Raw genomic sequence first — 21,504 nt, 5'->3', positions numbered from 1 at the left:
CACCCCCGGCGTCCGGATGACCGTGGAGGGACGCCCCTCAGGAGGCGCGGGTCAGCAGACGCCCTCCGGGTCAGTAGACGCCCTCGATCACGACCTCGTCGTCGAACATCGCCACCGGCCCCACATCGGCCACCGAGTCCCCGACCCCGCCCTCCGGCGGCGGGACGCGGATCGCCAGATCGCGCTCGAGGTTGCCCGGCAGCAGGGCGGACTTGCTGACGTGGTTCATCACCACCTGGCCGCGCTCGCCGTACGGCACCGGCCGCCCGCTCGCCGGGTCCACCACCGAGAAGATGACGAACGGCGTACGCGGATCGAAGACACACGGCTCGTCCGGGCCGAGCCCCAGCCGCTCGGTGGCACCGCCGAGGATCATGGTGTTGCCGTAGGTGCCGTAGAGCTCACAGCCGGGGAAGACCTCGGTACGCAGCAGATCGCGGGTGTCGGCGTCCATATGGGCGCCGCCCCACATGATGCCCTTGACCTTCTCCCCGATCAGCTCGATGAGGTCGTCGTGCCGGGCCAGCCGCTCCAGCAGCGGCGGGGTGGTCATCAGCACCCCGATGTCCTGGGTGCGCAGGACGTGCGCCGCCTGCTCCACCAGATGGTTCACATAGGCGTCGGTCTCCTCGGCCTTCCCGGCGGAGATCAGCTTCTTCACCCACCGCGGATCCATGTCGACGCGGAACATCAGCCCACCGTGCCGGGCGGCCGTGCCCGCGACCATCTCGCCGACCATATGGGGGCCGCTGGGCGCGATGGCGAGCCAGTCCACCCCGCGCGGGATGCCGAGCCCGTCGAGGTCGGCGCTCAGCCCGTGGGTGAGGCGGTCCAGCCAGTCGCGCAGACACACGATCCGCTTGGGCGCGCCGGTGGTGCCGCCGCTTTCGAAGACCCCGACGATCCGGGCGTCGGCGCCGTAGCCCTGGGGGATCAGATCGCGCACCGGCACCTCGCGCAACTCGCCGGTGACATTGGGGAAGAGTGCGAGATCGGCGACGCCCTTGACGTCCCGCCGCGGATCGAAGTCCAGCGTCTCCGCCTTCCGCAGCCAGAACGGGGAGCCGGTGTCCGGGCCGAAGTGCCACTCCATGGCGGCGCGGATGTACTCATCGGGGTCGGGGCGCTCGTCGAAGGGGATGTCGAGCACCGAAAGGGAAGCTGGCGGCACGGGATGCTCCTCGCGGATGGCGGCAGGGGTGCGGGCTAAGGGAGTCAGCCGCGGATGACGGCCTTCGTACGCATCAGGAACTCGCCGAGATACGCGTCGTGCGGGATGCCCGGCGCGATCCAGTGAGTGGGATGGTCGCCGATGTAGAGGTTCTTGATGGACGGCTCGGCGAGCAGCCCGTCCAGCAGCGCCTCGTCCCCGGTGATCGCCGTGACCACCAGGCTGTCCCGGAGCGCGGCGACGCCCGCCTCCCGCGTCCAGGGGGCCACCCAGACGCAGGGGAACGACAGCTCCACGCCCAGCCGCGCGTCCCGCGGATCGTCGAGCTGGAAGACGGCGGGGCGGAGGGCGGCGCTGCCGTCGCCGAGGTCGTCCACCACGCCGTCGCCGCCCAGCCACGCCCGGGCGCCGGCGGCCTTGCCGAGCAGCAGGCGCTCGAAGCCGCGCGCGACCTCGAGCGGATGGACCGGCAGCACCGCCTTCTCGTCCTGCGGCGGCAGGCTGGGGAGCGCGGCGAGCCGCTCCGCCAGCGCCTCGGCGACCGGCGCCGGATCCCCCTCGACGAGGACGGCGGTGGCGTTGACGCACGCGGTGCCGCCGTGGCGGGCGATGGAGTCGACGACGACATCGAGATGGTCGCGCCACTCCCGGTCGGCGGTGATGAGGATCTTGGAGCGGCCGGGCCCGTTGGGCAGCACGGCCGGATCGGCGGCGTAGCGGTCGATGACCTCCTGCCCGCCGTAGACCATGGAGAGGTCCGCGCCGTGCAGGATCTCGCCCGCCGCGTCGTGGTCGGTGGGCAGCAGCACCACCTGATCCGTCCCGAAACCCGCCTCGCGCAGGGCGCTGACCAGCCGGTACGGGGTGAGCGGCTCACGGCGGGAGGGGCGTACGGCCACCCGATAGCCCAGCGCCAGCGCCTCCAGCCACAGGGCGTGCACTGCGGGGTGGTTGCCGGCGGCGTGCACCGCGAAGACATCGCCGCGCCGGATCCACACCGCGGTGCCGCTCCGGGCGTACGGATCGCGCCAATCGCCCACCGCCCCCACCGGGCGGGCCGCCTGGACGCTGCGGTACGCCTCGGTGGCGCTGAGCCGTATCGCCTCCACGGCGATCCGCACATTGGCGAGCGGGGTGCCCGACATGCGGCACACCGCGCCCTCGTACGCCTCGGCCGGCATCCTGGCCACGGTGCCGGTGGCGAACAGCTCCCCCGCCCGCTTCAGCGCGGCCAGCCGCTCCTCCAGGGGCAGGGTGTCGGCGGCGCGCAGGGCGGCCAGCGCCCGGGTGACGAACAGCCGGGGCACCAGGGAGAGTTCGGCCATCGGCGCGCCGGTGACATCGTGGACGGTGAGGCGGTGGCGGGAGCGGTAGGGCCCCTTGGGCCCCAGCGCGTCCAGCGAATCCAGGGCATCCGGGGCGTCCAGGGCATCCGGGCTGTCCAGGGCATCCGGGGCGGTGGTGGGCTGGGACACGCTGGCTCCTTCGCGGGCGCGGAACACACCGGCTCCTGGGCGGGCGCGGCGGGAAAAGGGTGAACCAGACCAATCCCACGGCGCGGACGGGGCGGAGTCAATTGGCCCAAAGGCCAGGCCCGGGTGGCCCAAAGGCCAGGCCCGGTCCCTTGGCACGGGCCGCGCGCACGGCGGGGCACGTACCATGCCGGGCCGGAGGAGGTACGGACATGGCAGGCACGGGCAGCGGTCGCGTCCTGGTGACGGACGACGACGCGGCCATCCGGCGGTCCCTGGAGCGCGGGCTGCGGCTCAACGGGTTCGCCGTGACCCTCGCGGACGGCGGCCACGCCGCGCTGGCCGCGCTGCGCGACGGGGCGCCCGATGTGGTGGTCCTGGACATCTCCATGCCGGACCTCAGCGGGATCGAGGTGTGCCGCAGCCTGCGCGCGGACGGCAATGACGTGCCCGTCCTGATGCTCTCGGCGCTCGACGAGGTCGCGGACCGGGTGGCCGGGCTCCAGGCCGGGGGCGACGACTATCTCGTCAAGCCCTTCGCGCTCCAGGAGCTGGTGCTGCGGCTGCACGCCCTGCTGCGCCGCCGTCCGCCCGCCGCCACCGACCGGGTGCGGGCCGGTGCGCTGGAGATGGTGCCGGAGGCCCGGGAGGCGTGGCTGGACGGGGTGGAGCTGCGGCTCACCCGGCGCGAGTTCGAGCTGCTGGACGTGTTCGCCCGCAACGCCGGGATCGTGCTCACCCGCGATCAGCTGCTGGATCGCGTCTGGGGCTATGACTTCGACGTCCGTACGGACGCCGTGGACACCTTTGTCAGCTATCTGCGCCGCAAACTGGAGGCGGGCGGCAAGCCGCGGATGCTGCACACGGTGCGCGGTGTGGGGTTCGTCCTGCGGCCCACCGAAGCGCGGTAACTCCGGTCCACAGAGTTTCCACAAAGAAGGTTCCTAGGTTCTTCCCCAGTCCGGGACGGCCCGGCCCCTCCCCGGCCGTCCGGCTCCAAGGGAAGGAAGAGCACCATGCACCGTGGAAAGAGCGTCCTCGTGGCGTGCGCGGCCACCGCCGCCCTGCTCGGTCCGGTGGGCATCGCGGCGGCGGACGGCAGCGCCCCGGCCTCGGCACCGGCCGCCTCCCCGAGCGCGAAGGCGCCGAAGGGAGCGGGGGACGGCTCCCGGGGGCTGTGCAAGCGCGCCAAGAGGATCGACAAGCGGCTGGACCGCGCGCTGAAGCGGCTGAAGGGCCCGGCGACCGTCCGAGGGTCCGTGGCCCGGCTGACGAAGCGGGTCGAGCGGGCGAAGAGGGCGGACCACACCGAGGTCCAGACGTTCCTCAACCACAAGCTCACCTTCCGCAGGTCCCTCGTACCGACGCTCGAGCAGCGGCAGAAGGACCTGTCGAAGGTCCAGAAGTGGTGCGCCGCGCGCGGCGAGGGATCCGGCAGCGGTTCCGGCAGCGGTAAGGAATCGGTCAAGTGAAGCGCGGCCCCTGGGCCGTGGCCGCGACGGCGCTGCTCTGCGCCGCGCTGGTCACCGGCTGCGGCGGCGGCAAGGGCGGCTCGGACGGCTCGGACGACGCGAACGGCTCATCGGGCGCGTCCGCCCCGTCGGCCACCGCACCGGCTCCGTCCGCCTCCGAGCTGGATGAGCTGAACAAGCTGGTGAACGACGCGGAGTCGGCGGCGAACAGGGCGGACTCCGACGCGGCGAACGACAACTGAGCCGACGGGTCCCGGCGCGCGGCCCCGCGCCGGGACCCGTCCTTCAGACGGTCGTGACCGGGGCGATCAGGCCCGCGGTGGATCCGGCCGGTACGGGGCCGGCCTCGGCGCTGACCAGGTCGCCGTCCTCCATGACCCCGGAGCCGCTGACGTCCACATGGACCCGCAGCCCGTAGTTGTCGCCGGGGACGAGCTCACCGGGGACGGTGACGCTGAACGGGACATGGCCTCCCGGGCTCAGCGGCACATCGGTGAGGACCTGCGCGGCCACGATCGACTCGGGGGTGTCGGAGCGCGACACGTTGCGCACCTCCACCACCACCCGCGCCGCCCGCCCGGCGGGGGCGTCGGGGGGCAGGGTCACGATGCCGCTGAGGACACTGCTCATTCCGAGATGGATTCCCCCGGAGGCGGAGGTCTTGTTCCGCCATCCGGGTGGGACCGCCGTTCGGCCGGGGGAGCGGCGCCGTCAGTCCGCGCAGGGGCGGCCGTTCAGGGTGAAGGAGCCGGGCGGCCGGTTGCCGTCGCTCCAGGAGCCGAGGAAGCCCATGGAGAGGGAGCCACCGGCCTTGACGCGCTTGTTGTAGTCGGCCGCGGTGGCGGTCACCTTCGAACCGTGCTGGGTGAACTCCCCGTCCCACATCTGCGTCACCCGCTGGGAGTCCTGGAAGGTCCAGGTGACCCGCCAGTCATCGAGGGATTCGCGGGAGGTGAGGGTGACGGCGGCCTGGAAGCCGTCGGGCCATTCGTTGACCAGTTGGAAACGGGCCGTGCAGTCGGCGTCGTCGCCGGGCTTCCGGTCGTCGGAGGGCGGTTTGCCGCCGTGGCCGGACGCGGGGCCGGAGCCGGAGTCGCCCTTCGCGGACGAGGAGGACGGGGCGGGGGAGCGTCCGGGCTTCTTCTGGTGTCCCTTGCCCGAGCCCTTCCCGTTCTGCCCGCCCTTGCTCTTCGAGGGGCTGGGGGAGGCGGGGGCGCCGGGGTTGTACGGCGAGGAGGTGGCGGGGGCCAGACTGCCGGGGGTCACCTCGGGGCCCGTGGAACCGCCGGTTCGGTTGTCGGAGTCGGCGGCGGTTCTGGTCATCGCGACCAGTGCGGCGAGGGCGACGACGGCGATCACCGCGAGGATGACGGTCGTACGGGCTCTGCGTAACCTGCGGCGGGCGGCGCGGCTCCGGACGACCCGGTGCCCCCCGGAACGAGCCCCGCTCGCCCCATCGGCCCCGCCCGCGCCGGCTCTGCCCCCGGCTCTGCCCTCCACACCACCGGCCCGTCTGCTCCGCCGCGCCCCGACCACGTCCAGGACCCGGTCGCGCAGCCGCTCCCACAGCGGTGCGCGGACCGCGTGCGCGGTGGGCGCGGCGGCGCGGGCGCTCGGCGTGGCGCCCGGGGCCCGCTCGGCGAGCGCGCGGCGCCGCTTGAGGTAGAGGTGGGCGCCCCAGCCGATGACCCCGCCCGCCAGCGCGCCGGGCAGCCCGGCGCCGTCCACATACATGCAGGTGGCGGCGTGCCTGCAGGTCCGGCAACGGGCGAGGTGCTGCCACAGGTCGGCGGGCGAGGGGGAGTCGGGCGCCCGGGTGGCGGCGTCCAGCAGCTTGGCGTAGCTGCGGCACTCCTCGTCGGTGAGGGTGTCCACATGGGCGCGCTGACAGCGTTCGCGGAAGGCCGCGCGGACCCGGGCGATCTCCTCGGTGGCGTACTCCGGGTCGTACCCCAGCTGCCGGGCCACCGCCTCCGTGGACCGCGCCTCCACCTCGACCAGCCACAGCAGCTCCCCGTCCGCCTCCGGCAGGTCCCGCAGCGCGCGCAGGGCGAGCGGCTGGTCGCGGGGCGGTGCGGCGAACCGGGCGGCGAGGTCGGAGGCCAGCCAGGTCCGCAACTCCGGGTTGAGCCGGTCCCCGTGCCGGTGGGCGTCCCACTCGGCGGCGGTCTTCCGTACGGCGGTCAGAAAGAGCGGGAGCCACGGGAGGCGCTTGCCGAAGCCCCGGGTACGCCGGTTGCGGGTCTCCCGGATGCCCCGCCGGAACGCCTCGGTGGCGAGCCGCATCCCGTCTTCCGGAGTGGTGGTGCACAGCTCCGCGTAATCGGCGACCGCGTCCCAGTACGCGCCCAGCAACGCCGTAGCGGAGGCCGCGCCATCGACATCCTCGCCGGGCGCCTCGGCGACCCCGCGGCGCGTCGGGGAGCCGTCCCCGGGCGATTCCCTGGGAGATGAGTGGTCGGGCATGGAGGCAATTCCTCACTCACGAACAGCGGCGCCCCCGCCGGGGGCAACCCTCTCACAAACGGGCTGCGGGGTGTTCAGCCAACAGCACAGCGATGCCTCGGAGTTGGGGATTCCCCTTACGGGGCGGGCCGAGCCTTTCACGCCGGTGACCTGGCTGACAAGAGACGAAGAGCAGTCCCCGTTTTGGGTGATGAGCCACCTGACAAGCCATGGGGCCGGGCCGAAGCAACGTGAATAGTAGTCACGTTCATTGCCGCTGGCGACACAATGGGCATACCCGCAAAAGGTATAGACCGCACAGTTCGCTCTGTGAACTCCTGTGCGTTTTCGGTGACTTCCGGTGAGCGGACCCCCTCGCGTCGAGGGCTGTGCGGTGTGACATTGCACTGCTATCGTCAAAGGGAAATCCGGTGGCCTGGTCCCCTCCTCCAGGAGGTTCCGTATGCCCGATCTCTCCGCGCCCTGGCATGGCGTTCATGTCGCCACGGCGCTTCCGTTCCATGACGATGACGCACTGTCGGTCGACTACGAGGGCTACGCCGCCCATGTGCGGTTTCTCGCCGAGCATGGCTGTGACGGGGTCTGCCCCAATGGGTCGTTGGGGGAGTACCAGACCCTGACGGACGAGGAGCGGGCGCGGGTGGTGCGGGTGGCGGTGGAGGCGGCGCCCGAGGGGTTCGGGGTGATGCCGGGGGTGGCGGCGTACGGGGCGCTGGAGAGCCGGCGGTGGGCGGAGCAGGCGGGGGAGGCCGGGGCGCGGGCGGTGCTGGCGCTGCCGCCGAACAGCTACCGCGCCGACCGGGAGGCCGTGGTCGGCCACTACCGCGAGGTGGCGCGCGCCGGGCTGCCGGTGGTGGCGTACAACAACCCCCATGACACCAAGGTCGACCTCACCCCGGAGCTCCTGGCCGAGCTGCACGGGGAGGGGCTGATCGTCGCGGTCAAGGAGTTCAGCGGGGATGTGCGGCGGGCGTACGAGATCGCCGAGCGCGCCCCCGGGCTGGATCTGCTGATCGGCGCCGATGACGTCCTGCTGGAGCTGGGGCTCGCCGGGGCCGTGGGGTGGATCGCCGGGTATCCGAACGCGATTCCCGACGCCACCGTGGAGCTGTATCGGCTCGCCACCTCGGGCGCCGGTGCGGATCTGGAGAAGGCGCTGCCGCTGTACCGCGCGCTGCATCCGCTGCTGCGCTGGGACTCCAGGACCGAGTTCGTCCAGGCCATCAAGGCGTCCATGGACCTGGCCGGGCTGCGCGGCGGATCCTGCCGCCCGCCGCGTTCGCGGCTGACCGGGGAGGTGGCGGCGCGCGTCGTCCGGGAGACCGAGACGGTGCTCGCGCTGGGGTACCGGTGAGGGCCGCGTCGGTGGGGGTTGTCGTACCGGTGAGGGCCGCGTCGGTGAGGGTTGTCGTACGGGTGAGGGCCGGGGCGCGGGTCAGGGGGCGGCGATGAGGTCGCGGCGGGTGGTGCACACCGTGGAGTCCCACACCGAGGGCATGCCCACCCGGGTGGTCACCGGCGGGGTGGGGACGCTCCCGGGCGCGACCATGGCCGAGCGCCGGCAGTGGTTCATCGAGCACCGCGACGATCTGCGCACCCTGCTGATGTACGAGCCGCGCGGCCACTCCGCGATGAGTGGCGCCATCCTCCAGCCGCCGACCCGGCCGGACGCGGACCACGGTGTGCTCTTCATCGAGGTGTCCGGGGTGCTGCCCATGTGCGGCCACGGCACCATCGGCGTGGCCACCGTGCTGGTCGAGACCGGGATGGTCGAGGTGCGGGAGCCGGTCACCACCATCCGTCTGGACACCCCGGCGGGTCTGGTGGTCGCGGAGGTCGCCGTGCGCGACGGGGCCGCCACCTCGGTGACGATCCGGAACGTGGCCGCGTTCTGCCCGGCCACCGACCGTACGGTGCGGGTGGCCGGCTTCGGCGAGGTGCGCTACGACATCGCGTTCGGCGGCAACTTCTACGCCATCGTGGAGCTGGACGCCCTCGGGCTGCCGTTTGACCGGGCGGCGGGGCAGGAGCTGCTGACCGCCGGGTTGAAGATCATGGACGCGGTGAACGAGCAGGACCCGCCGCACCACCCCGAGCGGCCGGACATCTCCGGCTGCCGCCATGTCTACCTCCAGGCCCCGGGTTCGACGGCGCGCCACTCCCGCCACGCGATGGCCATCCACCCGGGCTGGTTCGACCGCTCCCCCTGCGGGACCGGCACCTCCGCGCGGATGGCGCAGCTGTACGCACGCGGTGAGCTGGGGCTCGGCGAGGAGTTCGTCAACGAGTCGTTCATCGGGACGCGGTTCATCGGGCGGCTGCTGGAGGAGACCACGGTGGCGGGGCTGCCCGCCGTCGTGCCCTCGATCACGGGGCGGGCGTGGGTCACCGGCACCGCGCAGTTCCATCTCGACCCCGAGGATCCGTTCCCGGCCGGGTTCCTGGTGTAGAGAGGGGAGATCGGTGGTGGATGGGACATGACCGGGTCCGCTCCCCGTGGCCGCCGCACCGGTATCGAGCCACTCGACAAGCGCGAAAGCCTGCGCGACCGGGTCAGAAACGCCCTGCGGGCGGGCATCATCTCCGGTGAACTCGCCCCCGGCGCCGTCTACTCGGCGCCCGCCCTCGGCGCCCGCTTCGACGTCTCCCCCACGCCCGTCCGCGAGGCGATGCTCGACCTGGTGAAGGAGGGGCTGGTGGTATCGGTGCCCAACAAGGGGTTCCGGGTCACGGAGGTCTCCGAGCAGGATCTGGACGACCTGGCGTCCATCCGGCTGCTCATCGAGCCGCCCACCGTACGGGATGCCGTGCCCCGTATCCCGCCCGGAGACCTGCCCGCGCTGCGGGAACTGGCCCAGGCCATCGTGGACGCGGCCGAACGCGGCGACCTCATCGGCTATATCGAGGCCGACCGGGTCTTCCACCTCACCCTGCTCGGTTATGCCGGGAACCGGCGGCTGGTGGAGGTGGTCTCCGAACTCCGCTCCCGGACCCGGCTGCTGGGGCTCATCCCGCTGCTGGAGAGCGGACGGCTCGGCCAGTCGGCGGCCGAACACCACGCTCTTCTCGACCTCGTGGAGGCGGAGGACGCACGCGGCGCCGAGGCCATGACGCATCGCCATATCGGCCATGTGCGCGGGCTGTGGGCCGGTGGACCGTGACTCCGGGCGGGAACGACTCGATACACCAGGACTTGCCGAAGACCGCCGACCTCGTCGTCATCGGCGCCGGGGTCGTCGGCGCGGCCGCCGCCTGGTTCGCCACCCTCGCCGGGCTGCGGGTCGTGGTGGTCGACCGGGGCGCCATCGCGGGCGGCACCTCGGGCGCGGGCGAGGGAAACGTCCTGGTCTCGGACAAGGAGCCGGGCCCGGAGCTCGAGCTCGCGCGGTACTCGCGGCAGGTGTGGGGCGCGGACCTGGGCCCGTACGGCGAGTGGTGGGAATTCGAGCAGAAGGGCGGGCTGGTGGTCGCCTCCACGCCCGCCGCCCTGGGCGCGCTGCGGACGCTGGCCGAGCGGCAGCGGGCCCGTGGGGTCGTCGTACGGGAGGTGTCCGGGGACGAACTCCACGCCCTCGAACCGCAGCTGACCCGCGAGGCCGCCGGGGGCGCGCTGTATCCGCAGGACGCCCAGGTCCAGCCCATGCTGGCGGCGGCCCACCTGCTGCGGCTCGCGCGGCGGCGCGGGGCGGCGGTGCGGACGGGGACGGAGGTGGTGGGGCTCCTCCGGCGGCGGGGAGGGCGTACGGGTGGCCCGGTCACGTCGGTGGGCGGTGCGGGTGGCCCGGTCACGTCGGTGGGCGGTGCGGGTGCCCCGGTCACCGGCGTACGGACACCCCACGGCACCGTCAGCGCCCCCGCCGTCCTGAACGCGGCGGGCACCTGGGCCGGTGCGGTGGCGGGGCTCGCGGGTGTCGAGCTGCCGGTGCTGCCGCGCCGGGGCTTCGTCCTCGTCACCGAACCACTGCCGCCCGCGACCGTACGGCACAAGGTCTACGCGGCCGACTACGTGGACGCCGTGGCCAGTTCGGACGCGGAGCTCCAGGCGTCGCCGGTCGTTGAGGGCACGGGCGCCGGCACGGTACTGATCGGCTCCACCCGGGAGCGGGTCGGCTTCGACCGGCGGCCGTCCCCCGCCGCCGTACGGGCGCTGGCCCGGGGCGCGATCGGGCTGTTCCCGATGCTGGCGTCGGTGCGGGCGATGCGCGTCTACGCGGGCTTCCGGCCGTACTGCCCCGACCATCTGCCGGTCATCGGCCCCGACCCGCGCGCCCCCGGGCTGTGGCACGCCTGCGGCCACGAGGGCGCGGGGATCGGCCTCGCGGCGGGGACGGGGAAGCTGATCGCGCAGGCGCTGACGGGGGAGGCGACGGATCTGGACCTGACGCCGTTCGCCCCCGAACGGTTCGAGGAGGGTGGTGCGGATGAGCCACGCGGGGAGTGATGAGCGCACGGGGTCGTCGGCGTACCGGCTGACCTTCGACGGCACGACGGTCACCGCGTTGCCCGGCCAGAGCGTGGGCGCGGCGCTGGTGGCCGCCGGGATCGTGGCCTGGCGGACCACGCGGCGCGAGGGCGGACCGCGCGGGCTGTTCTGCGGGATCGGGGTCTGCTTCGACTGCCTGATCACCGTGGACGGGCGCCCAGGACAGCGGGCGTGTCTGGTCCCGGCGCGGGACGGGATGCGGCTGTCGGCGGAGGGCGATCGCGGTGGTGATGGCGGCGGTGGTGATGGCGGCGATGGTGATGGCGGCGGTGGTGATGGCGGCGATGGCGACTGATCGGCCGAAGTACGACGTAGCCGTCGTGGGCGCGGGCCCCGCCGGGCTCGCCGCCGCCGTCGGGGCCGCCGAGGCGGGCCTGGACGTGGTGCTCATCGACGCCGGGCGCCTGCCCGGCGGCCAGTACTGGCGCCACGACGAGCACTCGACGCCCCCTCGCCACCAGCACGGACGGCTCTTCGCCCGCCTCCGCGCCCGGCTGGACCACCAGCGCCACCTCGGCCGTCTCCACTACCTCCCCGGCCACCAGGTCTGGCTGATCGACCGCGCCCGCCCGGACAGCGGACCGTTCACCCTGCGCCTGAACGGTCCGTACGACACGGCCCCCGTCGAGCGGGACCGGGTGCGGGCCGGTGCGCTGGTGCTCTGTTGTGGCGCCTACGACCGCCAACTGCCGATCCCCGGCTGGGAGCTGCCCGGGGTGATGGCGGCCGGAGGCGTCCAGGCGCTGCTGAAGGGGCATCGGGCGGCGGCGGGTCGGCGTGCGGTGGTCGCGGGCACGGGCCCGTTCCTGCTGCCGGTGGCGACGGGCCTGGCGCAGGCGGGGGTGCGGGTCATCGCCGTGTGCGAGGCCAACCCGGCGCACGGCTGGCTGCGCCACCTGGACGGGGCGGTGCGGGCGCCCGCCAAGTCCGCCGAGGCGGTGCGGTACGCGGCGCTGATGGCCCGCCACCGCATCCCGTACCGGACCCGGGCCACGGTGACCGAGATCCTGGGCGAGGACCGGGTGCGCGGGGTGCGGCTCGACGGCGGCGAGCTGCTCGAGGCCGATCTGGTCGCGCTGGGCTGGGGGTTCACCCCCGCCCTCGAACTGCCCCTGATGGTCGGCGCCGCCACCCGCCGCGACCTCGACGGCTCCCTCGTCGCCGTGGTCGACGCCCGGCAGCGCACCACCGTCCCGGGCGTCCTGGCCGCGGGGGAGACCACGGGCGTCGGCGGCGCCGCGCCGGCTGTCGCCCAGGGGCGGCTGGCCGCCCTGTCGTTGGCGGCGGCCCACGGGCTGCCGGTGGATCCGCGCGCCGTACGGCGGCTGCGCGCCGCGATCCGCCACGGCCGGGCCTTCGCCGCCGCGCTGCACCGCACCTATCCCGTGCCCGACGGGTGGACCGACCGGCTGACCGAACGCACGGTGGTCTGCCGCTGCGAGGAGGTCACCTACGGGGAGCTGTGCCGCGCCCGTACCGAACTCGGCGCCGAGGACCCCCGCACCATGAAGCTCCTGGCCCGCCCGGGGATGGGCCGGTGCCAGGGCCGGATCTGCGGTTTCGCGGTCGCCGCCGTCACGGCGTCGCTGACCGGCCGCCCGGCCACCGCGGAGGATCTGCGGTCGCTCTCGGCACGGCCGTTCGCGGCGCCGGTGACGCTGGGGGAACTGGCGGAGTCGGCAGACGACCCGGACGAGGAGCCCTGACCTGCGACGCCGAGCCGGAGTGTGGCGCGCAGATACCAGCCTCCGTACCCGAATCGTTGGACGGATACCATCTGATCGGCATGTACTGGCTCGCAGATGCGGCGCTACCATCGGCGGATGCATACGTACCGGATCGGTGAGGCCGCGGCCCTGATGGGGGTCAGCGTCGACACCCTGCGGCGCTGGGTCGACAGCGGACGGCTGACCGCCGAACGGGATGAGCAGGGGCGCCGGATCATCCCGGGCCCGGCGCTCGCCGCGTTCGCCCGGGAGGTCGCCGGCGGCACGGACCGCGACCACCCCGGCTCCTCGGCCCGCAACCGCTTCCCGGGGATCGTCACCGAGGTGATCCTCGGCGATGTGTCCGCGCAGGTGGAGATCCAGGCGGGCCCGTTCCGCGTGGTGTCCATGATCAGCCGGGAGTCGGCGGAGGAGCTGAAGCTGGAGCCGGGCGTTCCGGCCGTCGCCGTGATCAAGTCGACCAACGTGGTCGTGGAAACGCCGTGAACACGCGCGCCGAGGGCAGCGGCACAGGCAGCAGTCGCAGAGAGGGAGAGACAGACCCCATGACGACCCGTTCCGTATTCGGTTCCGGATCCCGGTCCCGATCCCCTTGGACGCTCCGTGCGGTGGGCGGTTTCGCGCTCGCCGCCGTGGCGCTCACCGCCTGCTCCTCCGGTGACTCCGGTGACTCCGGCGACTCCGGCGACTCCTCCAAGAAGTCCGGCTCCGGTTCCTCCTCCGAGAAACTGTCCGGCACCGTGACCGTGTTCGCGGCGGCCTCGCTGAAGGAGAGCTTCACCGCACTGGGCAAGACCTTCGAGAAGGAGCACCCCGGCACCAAGGTCTCCTTCAACTTCGGCGGCAGCGACGCCCTCGCGGCCAGCATCACCTCGGGCGCGCCCGCCGACGTCTTCGCCGCCGCGAGCCCGAAGACCATGAAGACCGTCACCGACGCCAAGGACGCGAAGGGCACCCCGGCCACCTTCGTCCGCAACCAGCTCGAGATCGCGACCCTCCCGGGCAACCCGAAGAAGATCAAGACGCTTGAGGACCTCACCCGCTCCGGGCTGAAGGTCGCGCTGTGCGCCAAGGAGGTGCCGTGCGGCTCGGCGGCCCAGAAGGCGCTGACCGCGGCCAAGCTCAGGCTCACGCCGGTCTCGTACGAGCAGGACGTCAAGGGCGCGCTGACCAAGGTGCAGTTGAAGGAGGTCGACGCCTCCGTCGTCTACAAGACCGATGTGAAGGCGGCGGGCGGAAAGGTCGCGGGCGTGGAGTTCCCCGAGTCGAAGCAGGCCATCAACGACTATCCGATCGCCCTGCTGAAGAACGCCCCCAACGCGGAGGCGGCCACGGCCTTCATCGACCTGGTGAAGTCCGCACCGGGCCAGAAGGTGCTCGGCCAGGCCGGTTTCCTCAAGCCGTGACGGAGCGGAACGCCGGGGCGGAGCCAGAGGGGGCAACCGGCCCCCGAGAGGTTCTGAGCGGCAGCAAAGGGCGACGCCGGGGCACCCCCCGTCTCCCCCGCTTCCGCGCGGGCGTCCCGCTGCCGCTCCTGCTCCCCGCCCTCACCGGCCTGGTCTTCCTGGTGCTACCGCTGCTCGCGCTGCTGGTCCGCGCGCCCTGGCGGACCCTGCCCGACCAGCTGACCAGCGTCGCGGTGTGGCAGGCGCTCCGCCTCTCGCTGATCACCGCGACCGCCGCCACCGCCGTGGCGCTGGTCCTGGGCGTGCCCCTGGCCTGGCTGCTGGCCCGCGCCCGCTTCCCCGGCCGCCGGCTGCTGCGCGCCCTGGTGACCCTGCCGCTGGTGCTGCCGCCGGTGGTGGGCGGTGTGGCGCTGCTGCTCGCGCTGGGCCGTAACGGGATCGTGGGCCGCTGGCTGGACTCGGCGTTCGGTGTGACGCTGCCGTTCACCACGGCGGGGGTGGTGGTCGCGGAGGCGTTCGTGGCGATGCCGTTCCTCGTGATCAGCGTCGAGGGCACGCTACGGGCCGCCGATCCGCGCTACGAGGAGGCCGCCAGCACGCTCGGCGCCTCGCGCTTCACCGCGTTCCGGCGCGTCACCCTGCCCATGGTGGCGCCCGGTGTGGCGGCCGGGGCGGTGCTGGCGTGGGCGCGGGCGCTGGGCGAGTTCGGCGCCACGATCACCTTCGCGGGCAACTTCCCCGGCCGTACGCAGACGATGCCGCTGTCGGTCTATCTCGCGCTCCAGAGCGACCCGGCCGCCGCGATCGCGCTCAGCCTCGTCCTCCTCGCCGTCTCCATCGCGGTCCTGGCCGGGCTGCGCGACCGCTGGATGGCCGCCTCATGACCCACACGGACACCTCCCCCACCGAGGAGGCCGCGCCGCACGCCGACGGCCTCGACGCCCGGCTCGTCGTCGACCGGGGCAGCTTCCGGCTCGACCTGCGGCTGGCCGCCGCGCCCGGCGAAGTGGTCGCGCTGCTCGGGCCGAATGGCGCGGGCAAGACGACCGCGCTGCGCGCCCTGGCCGGGCTCACCCCGCTCACCGAGGGGGCGCTGCGGCTGGACGGCCGGACCCTGGAGGAGCCGTCGCGTCGGCTGCGGACGCCGCCCGAGGACCGCCCGGTCGGCGTCGTCTTCCAGGACTATCTGCTCTTCCCGCACCTCACCGCGCTCGACAACGTGGCGTTCGGCCCGCGCTGCCACGGGGTGCCGAAGGCGGAGGCCCGCGCGCAGGCGGCCGAGTGGCTGGACCGGATGGGTCTGACCGACCGCGCGGGCGCCAAACCCCGCGCCCTGTCCGGCGGCCAGGCCCAGCGGGTCGCCCTCGCCCGCGCCCTGGCCACCCGCCCCCGCCTGCTGCTCCTGGACGAGCCCCTGGCCGCGCTGGACGCCCGCACCCGCCTCGACGTGCGCGCCGGACTCCGCCGCCACCTGGCCGACTTCGAGGCGGTGGCCGTCCTGGTCACCCATGACCCGCTGGACGCGATGGTGCTGGCCGACCGGCTCGTGGTCGTGGAGGACGGCCGTATCGTCCAGGAGGGCGCCCCGGCGGACATCTCCCGCCGCCCCCGCACCGACTACATCGCCAGCCTCGTCGGCCTCAACCTCTACCAGGGCCGCGCCGACGGCCACACCGTGACGCTCGACGGCGGCGCCACCACCACCATCACCATCACCGAGGACCTCACCGGCCCGGTCTTCGTCGCCTTCCCACCCGCCGCGGTCACCCTCCACCGCGACCGCCCCGACTCCAGCGCGCGCAACCTGTGGCGGCTGGAGGTGGCCGGTATGGAGTCCCACGGCGACCAGATCCGCGTCGACCTCACAGGCGAACTCCCCCTCCTGGCCGACCTCACGACGGCGGCGGTAGCCGAACTGTCCCTCCACCCGGGCCGCCCGGTGTGGGCCACGCTGAAGGCCACCCAGACCCACGCATACCCGGCATAAGCGGGTCCCGGCAGGCCCCGCCCCGCCCTACACGCAGAGCGGCCGACACACCCACAACTCGACTTCCCGCGTCCTGCTGCCACAGGTCCACTCGACCGTCCCGAGCAACTGATCCGCGAGCAACCGCCGCCCGCACAGCGCACAGTGCCAGCCCTCCAACTGGGGCCCGGTCAGCGTCTCCGGATCCGGCATCCCGATGCGGTGCGCTGCCGCGAGCGACTGCTGGGCGACTGGACGGCCGTCGGTCACCGCTCGTCCTCCTCCCCGATACCGATCCCGAGCTCGGCGACAGCCGCCCGAACCAGCGCTTCGCGAAGCCGATTGGCGTCGGTGAGACACCGCCCCGGCCCGAGCGGAACGTGCCAATGCAGATACGGCCCGCTGGTCCGGTCAATGGGCGGAACGCCGAGGTACGAGGTCTCAACGCGGCCCGTGCCGAGCGTCTGCACCTGCCGGATGCGTCGCCAGTGCTGCGCGGCTCCTGGGCGGATGAGCCAGTACATGAGGTTGTAGTCGGCGATAACGGCACCGGTCGCCCCGCCCAGTAAGACCAGGACCCGCTCACCGAGCGCCTCGGGCGCCCGCACGGCGTCCCAGTGCGGGCCGACCTGGACCATCTGCACGTCGGCGCCGCTCGGTGGCGCCCATGGTTCGGACTTGAGAGAGTCGGCTGCCATGGCTGGTGCTGTCCCATCTGCCTGATTGGTGTGGACAGGTAGATGGTTCTCCCCTGCAAGGGCGGCAAGTGACCCAGAGAGGGTCAGTCGGGGTCACTCACCCGCGTGACACCACTCCGCGAAATTGCTCAAGCTCTCAGCATCTCCGCGTCGCAGGCGGCGGAGGGTTGCGGCGTCCTCTCGCACCCACGGATGATCACGGGTGTGTTGCGGAGCGATGTGGCGCGCGGCCTTCAGCGACTCGAAAGCATCGCGGGCCCGCCCTGACCACAATTGCGCACGGGCCACCTCGATGTAGAACCCGCTGCGGCGCTCGGCGGGAAGGCTCCGCGGCGGGGCCCAATCGTTGGCCACGTCGAGGGCACGACGCACATGGTCACCACCGAGGCTGACCGCAACGGACACTTCATGGACGCGTACGCTGTCCGGCCCAAACGCTGTGCCTTGATAGACGCTTTCAGACACGGCGTCCCCCAGGCGCCGAGCCTCCGCAAGGTGCTTGTCTGCGGCTTTCACGAGACCGGCGCGCCCGGCGATGACAGCAGCGCGCATGTGCAGCGCGCCTCGGGCCGCCACCGCCGCGTCGTCATCACTCGTGGGAGTGCGGTCCAACGCGGCTTCCAGCGCGCGTAACCCAGGGGCGAACGCACGGGCGGCGAAAAAGGTCTCGGTGCGAACGTATGCAACGGTCGCGTCCACGAGCGGGTCGTCGGTATGCGGCGCTGCCCAGCGCATCAGGTCGACCAGACGGGCAGACAGGTCCAGGGCACCGTACTTGTACGCCACAGCGTCAGCGGTTCGGAGCGCAGCGACAAGCAGGCCTGCGGTCTCGGGCTTCTCTTCAGCCGAAGCGAGGTGGAAGGCGCGCGTCAGCTCGCCGATGAGCGAGGGCAAGTGGTGGGCGATCCGGACGTACTGGGAGGCCAGACGCCAGGTCACTGCCTCGTCCACTGCTGTGCGCAGCTCGCTGAGTTGCCGCACCGGTCCGTCGTCAGGCACTTCGTACGCCGCGATGACGGCCGAAAGGGACGGCATCGCCGCGTGCACGCGGACGTCGGCCCGGTCTCGGCTTCCCAGCAAGAGGGATGGATCGACGCCGAGAGCAGCCGCGAGGGCCTCCACCACATTGTCGCTGGCGCCCCGGGCGTTGCGTTCGATCTTTCGCAGGGTGCCGACGTGCACGCCTGCGGCGTCTGCCAGCTCTTGCTGAGTCATGCGAGCGATGCGGCGCTGATAGGCCACACGCTTGCCGAGATAGGTGGGCATACCGGTGCTCCGTTCGGCGCGTCCACTCCAAACGGTAGCGAGCGGCCTTGCGGCAGCGGGGCCGCTTGCCTCATCCGGCGGCGAGCCGCACGAGATCGTGCAGCGAGTCGATCTGCCAGTCGGCGGTCGCCTCGGCGGTGCCGGACCACAGATGGCCCCACGGTCCGCGCCGCAGATGCGCGACGCGCAGTCCCGCCGCCTTTGCCGGGCGGATGTCGTTCGCGGGGTGGTCCCCCACGTACACCGTCTCGTCGGGCGGGGTGCCGGTGAGGTCCAGGACACGGGTGAAGAAGCGGGGGTCGGGCTTGGCCACGCCCCACTCGCCCGAGGTCGCGATCTCGTCAACGGGGAGGTCGAGATCGCGTAGCAACTTGCCGACGTAAGCGGTCTGGTTGCCCGCGATGACGATGCGGAGCCCGCCCTTACGGAGGGCCGCGAGGGCCGGGCGCACATCCGGGTAGAGATCGGCTTCGTCCAGTCGTTCACCCGCCCCCGCGGCCTCCATCGCGGCTCGCTCGGCCGCGATGTCGATGTCCGGCCGAATGAGCCGTAGGGCTTCGGCGTTGTCGCGGCCCTGAGCGACGACCGCGCCGACGAGCGCGGAGAGGGTATGGCGGGGGACGTCCAGCCAGTCCGCCCACGCGGCCCATCCGCGGTCATCCCGGATCAAGGTCTCGCCGACATCGAAGACCACTGCGCGCAGCATGCGGGCAGGGTAAAGCACGGTGAAACGACGAGAGCGTCTGGCATCCGCACCTGCCTGATCCCGCCTCCGCTGGGGCATGCTGGGGCACATGAGGCAGGGGGAGCCCGGGGAGGGCGAGGGGTATTCGGGGCGGGCCGGGAGGCGGCGGTACATCGTCGCGTCCGTGGTGAGCTGCGTGGCCATCGCGGTGGCCGTCACCCACGTGCTGGCGCCGGACCTGAAGATAGACAACGTCACCGTGGCGCTCCTGGTGGTCGCCGTCGTGCCGTGGCTGCGCGATCTGCTCAACAGCATCGAACTGCCGGGCGGGGTGCGTCTGGAGTTCAAGGAGGCGGTCGAGCGGCGCATCGAGGCCGCCGAGCGGATCGCCGACGCCGCCCTCGTGGGGAGCGGCGACGACGGACCCGAGACCGACGGCGGCGCCACGGCCCTGCGGGACGTGCGCCGGCTGGCCGCCGAATACCTCGAGGTCCGTACGTCGATGTTCAGCGGGTCCGCCCGTACGCAGCGCATGAACGGCATCTTCGCCCGGCTGGTGCGCGCCACCCAACGGGTCGCCGACCCCGATCTGGACGGCTGGCTCACCTCGCCGGACGGCGGTCTGCGCCTGGCGGCGTACGCGCGGCTGTACGCGGTGCCGGACGCGGACGCGCTGGCCGCCCTCGCGGACGCCGTCGTGAAGGAGCCGCTCGCCTTCAGCCAGTACTGGGGCATCCACGCGCTCGACAAGGTCGTGGACGCCGTCGGGGTCGAGGACGTGCCGCCGGGGGTCGTCCGGCGCCTGGAGGACTGCCGGCCGCGCGGCAACGACCGGGTGGCCCTGCTGCGGCGGCTGATCGCCAAGCTGCACGGCCTCCCGTAGTGGTTTCGCGGTACTGCGGGACCACGTCGGCCGTCCCGCGCCATCGGTCTGCCCGACGTGGTGGCTGGTGGCGCCGCGGTGTGCACCCCCTTGGCGTCACATGGCGCCACATGATGCCGGGGTGGCGCCGTCTGGTGCTAGGTAGTGCCACCGCAGTGCCGCCCAGCGCCATCACGCGCCCCAGAAGCGCATGAGTGCTCATGGTGCCACCATGGCTCAGGTCTATCCCTCCTCGTTTTCGCAGGTCAGTACGGTGCAGTCAAGCCCGCCCGCCGCAAGGTGCCATCCAGGGTTGCGTATGGCGCCATGGTGATGCCATGATGACGTCATGGACCTCACCCCGTATGTCGACACCCTCCGCAGCGAACTCGCGGTGGCCGCCGAGGCCGGCGGCGACGAGGCGCGTGAGCTGGCCGACCGGCTCACCGCTCCGCTGGAGTCGGCGGCCCGGCTGACCCTGCTGGGCGCCCTCTCCGCCGCGATGGACGAGATCACCCGCGAACTCGCCCCCGGCTCGGTCGACGTACGACTGCGCGGCATCGACCCCGAGTTCGTCGTGACGCTGCCGCCCCGCGACGCCGACTACCTCGACACCGCGCCCGCCCCCGCCGAACCGCTCGCGCCCCCGGCCCCCGTGGACGGTGACGAGGGCGGCACCGCCCGGGTCAATCTGCGTCTGCCGGCCCATCTCAAGGCGCGCGCCGAGGAGGCCGCGTCCCGCGAGGGTCTGTCGGTCAACGCCTGGCTGGTGCGCGCCGTTTCGGCGGCGGTCGACGGCGGTACGCAGCCCCGTACGCCACAGCCACAGAAGACCCGCACCTCCGGACAGAGCTTCACGGGCTGGGTGCGCTAGCCGCGCCCCCGCCCGCACCACTTCACTCACATCACGTCCCACCAGCGGGGACGTCCCAAGGACTCAAGAGGACGGTACAGCCATGCCTTCTTTCGACACCCCCGAACCGATCACGGTCACCGCACACGTGGGCGCAGGCTCGCTCCGGTTCACCGCGAGCGACCGCCCCGACACCGCCGTCGAGGTGCGGCCCGGCAGCCCCAAGCGGGACAAGGACGTACGGGCCGCCGAGCAGACCGAGGTCATGTACGCGAAAGGTGTGCTGACCATCAGGACGAAGGAGCGGCGCTTCATCGGCCCCTCTGGCGCCGTCGACGTGACGGTCGACCTGCCCGTGGGCTCGGACATCGACGTCACCGGCTCCTGGACCCACGTGGGGAGCGAGGGCCGCCTCGGCAAGGCCCGGATCAAGACCTCGGGCGGGGACGTCCGCCTCGACGCGACCGGGCCGATCCAACTGACCGTCTCGCACGGCTCGATCGCCGTCGACCGGGTCGAGGGCGCCGCCGAGATCACCACCAGCTCCGGCAGCGTGCGCGTCGGCACCGTCGACGGCCCCGCCACCCTGAAGAACTCGCACGGCACCACGACCATCGCCGCCGCCCTCGGCGAGCTGCGTGCCAGCGGGGCCCACGGCGATATCGACATCCTGCGCGCCGAAGCCTCGGTCACCGCCACCACCGCCCACGGCTCTCTGCGCGCCACCGAAGTCGCCTCCGGTGACGTCCAGTTGGAGACGTCCTACGGCACCATCGACATCGGCGTCCGCGAGGGCACCGCCGCCTGGCTCGATGTCAGCGCCGAGCGCGGACAGGTGCGCAACGCCCTCGCCGACGCCGCGCCCCCGGCGCAGACCGAGAAGACCGTCAAGGTCCGCGCCCGGACCCGCTGGGGCGACATCGACATCCGCCGCGCCAAGGCCTGAGCACCCGCAAGCTCCCGCCCCCCTTCACCTC

The 21,504-nt window shown here is 72.9% G+C and carries 23 protein-coding genes; 16 read left to right on the top strand and 7 right to left on the bottom strand.

From position 1 onward, the window contains the following. Positions 1 to 70: 70 nt before the first annotated feature. Positions 71 to 1,171, bottom strand: a complete 1,101-nt coding sequence (locus tag ACMTAK_RS25305; protein ID WP_413808328.1) for an AMP-binding protein — start codon at positions 1,169 to 1,171, stop codon at positions 71 to 73. Positions 1,172 to 1,215: 44 nt separating this feature from the next. Next, a complete protein-coding gene (locus ACMTAK_RS25300) occupies positions 1,216 to 2,598 on the bottom strand; it encodes an aldehyde dehydrogenase family protein (protein ID WP_413812985.1) in 1,383 nt (460 codons plus the stop codon). Positions 2,599 to 2,855: 257 nt separating this feature from the next. Between ACMTAK_RS25300 and ACMTAK_RS25295 the strand changes: the two genes are divergently transcribed. From ACMTAK_RS25295 to ACMTAK_RS25285, 3 genes are all read left to right on the top strand, one after another. Then, positions 2,856 to 3,554, top strand: a complete 699-nt coding sequence (locus ACMTAK_RS25295; RefSeq protein ID WP_413808327.1) for a response regulator transcription factor — start codon at positions 2,856 to 2,858, stop codon at positions 3,552 to 3,554. Positions 3,555 to 3,659: 105 nt separating this feature from the next. Further along, positions 3,660 to 4,115: a hypothetical protein gene (locus ACMTAK_RS25290; RefSeq protein ID WP_413808326.1), complete on the top strand. Its 456-nt coding sequence runs from the start codon at positions 3,660 to 3,662 to the stop codon at positions 4,113 to 4,115. Then, a complete protein-coding gene (locus ACMTAK_RS25285; protein WP_413808325.1) occupies positions 4,112 to 4,357 on the top strand; it encodes a hypothetical protein in 246 nt (81 codons plus the stop codon). Before ACMTAK_RS25290 ends, ACMTAK_RS25285 begins: the two co-directional genes overlap by 4 nt. A 43-nt stretch (positions 4,358 to 4,400) precedes the next feature. On the opposite strand, the gene ACMTAK_RS25280 is transcribed toward ACMTAK_RS25285, so the two are convergent. Together ACMTAK_RS25280 and ACMTAK_RS25275 are read right to left on the bottom strand one after the other, a co-directional pair. Next, positions 4,401 to 4,745 carry a hypothetical protein gene (locus ACMTAK_RS25280; RefSeq protein ID WP_413808324.1) on the bottom strand — a complete coding sequence of 115 codons (345 nt, stop codon included), beginning with the start codon at positions 4,743 to 4,745 and terminating at the stop codon, positions 4,401 to 4,403. 81 nt (positions 4,746 to 4,826) lie between these two features. After that, positions 4,827 to 6,581, bottom strand: a complete 1,755-nt coding sequence (locus tag ACMTAK_RS25275; protein WP_413808323.1) for a cellulose binding domain-containing protein — start codon at positions 6,579 to 6,581, stop codon at positions 4,827 to 4,829. Between the two features lie 442 nt (positions 6,582 to 7,023). Here ACMTAK_RS25275 and ACMTAK_RS25270 point away from each other — a divergent pair, with 442 nt between their 5' ends. The 10 genes from ACMTAK_RS25270 to ACMTAK_RS25225 all read left to right on the top strand — a co-directional run bounded on the left by ACMTAK_RS25270 (position 7,024) and on the right by ACMTAK_RS25225 (position 16,184). Beyond that, the gene (locus ACMTAK_RS25270) at positions 7,024 to 7,935 is read left to right on the top strand and encodes a dihydrodipicolinate synthase family protein (protein ID WP_413808322.1); all 912 of its coding nucleotides are present in this window, start codon (positions 7,024 to 7,026) and stop codon (positions 7,933 to 7,935) included. Between the two features lie 94 nt (positions 7,936 to 8,029). Next, positions 8,030 to 9,031: a proline racemase family protein gene (locus tag ACMTAK_RS25265; RefSeq protein ID WP_413808321.1), complete on the top strand. Its 1,002-nt coding sequence runs from the start codon at positions 8,030 to 8,032 to the stop codon at positions 9,029 to 9,031. Positions 9,032 to 9,058: 27 nt separating this feature from the next. Continuing rightward, positions 9,059 to 9,742, top strand: coding sequence for a GntR family transcriptional regulator (locus ACMTAK_RS25260; RefSeq protein ID WP_413808320.1), 684 nt, complete (start codon positions 9,059 to 9,061; stop codon positions 9,740 to 9,742). A 32-nt stretch (positions 9,743 to 9,774) separates the two neighbouring features. Continuing rightward, entirely contained in the window at positions 9,775 to 11,022 is a 1,248-nt protein-coding gene (locus ACMTAK_RS25255) for an NAD(P)/FAD-dependent oxidoreductase (protein ID WP_413808319.1), read from the top strand. Continuing rightward, entirely contained in the window at positions 11,003 to 11,359 is a 357-nt protein-coding gene (locus ACMTAK_RS25250; protein WP_413808318.1) for a (2Fe-2S)-binding protein, read from the top strand. Before ACMTAK_RS25255 ends, ACMTAK_RS25250 begins: the two co-directional genes overlap by 20 nt. Then, positions 11,295 to 12,770 (top strand): FAD/NAD(P)-dependent oxidoreductase, encoded by a 1,476-nt coding sequence (locus ACMTAK_RS25245; RefSeq protein WP_413812984.1) that lies wholly within the window; start codon positions 11,295 to 11,297, stop codon positions 12,768 to 12,770. Before ACMTAK_RS25250 ends, ACMTAK_RS25245 begins: the two co-directional genes overlap by 65 nt. A gap of 117 nt (positions 12,771 to 12,887) precedes the next feature. Next, positions 12,888 to 13,277 carry a TOBE domain-containing protein gene (locus ACMTAK_RS25240; RefSeq protein WP_413808317.1) on the top strand — a complete coding sequence of 130 codons (390 nt, stop codon included), beginning with the start codon at positions 12,888 to 12,890 and terminating at the stop codon, positions 13,275 to 13,277. A gap of 59 nt (positions 13,278 to 13,336) precedes the next feature. Continuing rightward, positions 13,337 to 14,197: a molybdate ABC transporter substrate-binding protein gene (modA, locus tag ACMTAK_RS25235; protein WP_413808316.1), complete on the top strand. Its 861-nt coding sequence runs from the start codon at positions 13,337 to 13,339 to the stop codon at positions 14,195 to 14,197. Positions 14,198 to 14,250: 53 nt separating this feature from the next. Beyond that, positions 14,251 to 15,081 carry an ABC transporter permease gene (locus tag ACMTAK_RS25230; RefSeq protein ID WP_413812983.1) on the top strand — a complete coding sequence of 277 codons (831 nt, stop codon included), beginning with the start codon at positions 14,251 to 14,253 and terminating at the stop codon, positions 15,079 to 15,081. Beyond that, entirely contained in the window at positions 15,078 to 16,184 is a 1,107-nt protein-coding gene (locus tag ACMTAK_RS25225) for an ABC transporter ATP-binding protein (RefSeq protein WP_413808315.1), read from the top strand. Before ACMTAK_RS25230 ends, ACMTAK_RS25225 begins: the two co-directional genes overlap by 4 nt. Positions 16,185 to 16,429: 245 nt before the next feature. Here ACMTAK_RS25225 and ACMTAK_RS25220 read toward each other — a convergent pair whose 3' ends face one another. The 3 genes from ACMTAK_RS25220 to ACMTAK_RS25210 all read right to left on the bottom strand — a co-directional run bounded on the left by ACMTAK_RS25220 (position 16,430) and on the right by ACMTAK_RS25210 (position 18,833). Beyond that, positions 16,430 to 16,861, bottom strand: coding sequence for a hypothetical protein (locus ACMTAK_RS25220; RefSeq protein ID WP_413808314.1), 432 nt, complete (start codon positions 16,859 to 16,861; stop codon positions 16,430 to 16,432). Positions 16,862 to 16,954: 93 nt separating this feature from the next. Continuing rightward, positions 16,955 to 18,127 (bottom strand): helix-turn-helix domain-containing protein, encoded by a 1,173-nt coding sequence (locus ACMTAK_RS25215; protein WP_413808313.1) that lies wholly within the window; start codon positions 18,125 to 18,127, stop codon positions 16,955 to 16,957. 70 nt (positions 18,128 to 18,197) lie between these two features. After that, a complete protein-coding gene (locus tag ACMTAK_RS25210) occupies positions 18,198 to 18,833 on the bottom strand; it encodes an HAD family hydrolase (RefSeq protein WP_413808312.1) in 636 nt (211 codons plus the stop codon). Positions 18,834 to 18,921: 88 nt separating this feature from the next. Here ACMTAK_RS25210 and ACMTAK_RS25205 point away from each other — a divergent pair, with 88 nt between their 5' ends. From ACMTAK_RS25205 to ACMTAK_RS25195, 3 genes are all read left to right on the top strand, one after another. Beyond that, on the top strand, positions 18,922 to 19,695 hold the full coding sequence (locus tag ACMTAK_RS25205) for a hypothetical protein (protein ID WP_413808311.1): 774 nt from the start codon (positions 18,922 to 18,924) through the stop codon (positions 19,693 to 19,695). Positions 19,696 to 20,023: 328 nt separating this feature from the next. Further along, positions 20,024 to 20,548 carry a hypothetical protein gene (locus tag ACMTAK_RS25200; RefSeq protein ID WP_413808310.1) on the top strand — a complete coding sequence of 175 codons (525 nt, stop codon included), beginning with the start codon at positions 20,024 to 20,026 and terminating at the stop codon, positions 20,546 to 20,548. Between the two features lie 82 nt (positions 20,549 to 20,630). Then, positions 20,631 to 21,473 carry a DUF4097 family beta strand repeat-containing protein gene (locus ACMTAK_RS25195; RefSeq protein WP_413808309.1) on the top strand — a complete coding sequence of 281 codons (843 nt, stop codon included), beginning with the start codon at positions 20,631 to 20,633 and terminating at the stop codon, positions 21,471 to 21,473. Positions 21,474 to 21,504 lie beyond the last annotated feature (31 nt).

The organism is Streptomyces lacaronensis (genome assembly GCF_047337785.1).
In the GTDB taxonomy this organism is placed as follows: Bacteria; Actinomycetota; Actinomycetes; order Streptomycetales; family Streptomycetaceae; genus Streptomyces; species Streptomyces lycopersici.
This window is presented reverse-complemented; position numbering and strand designations above follow the sequence as displayed.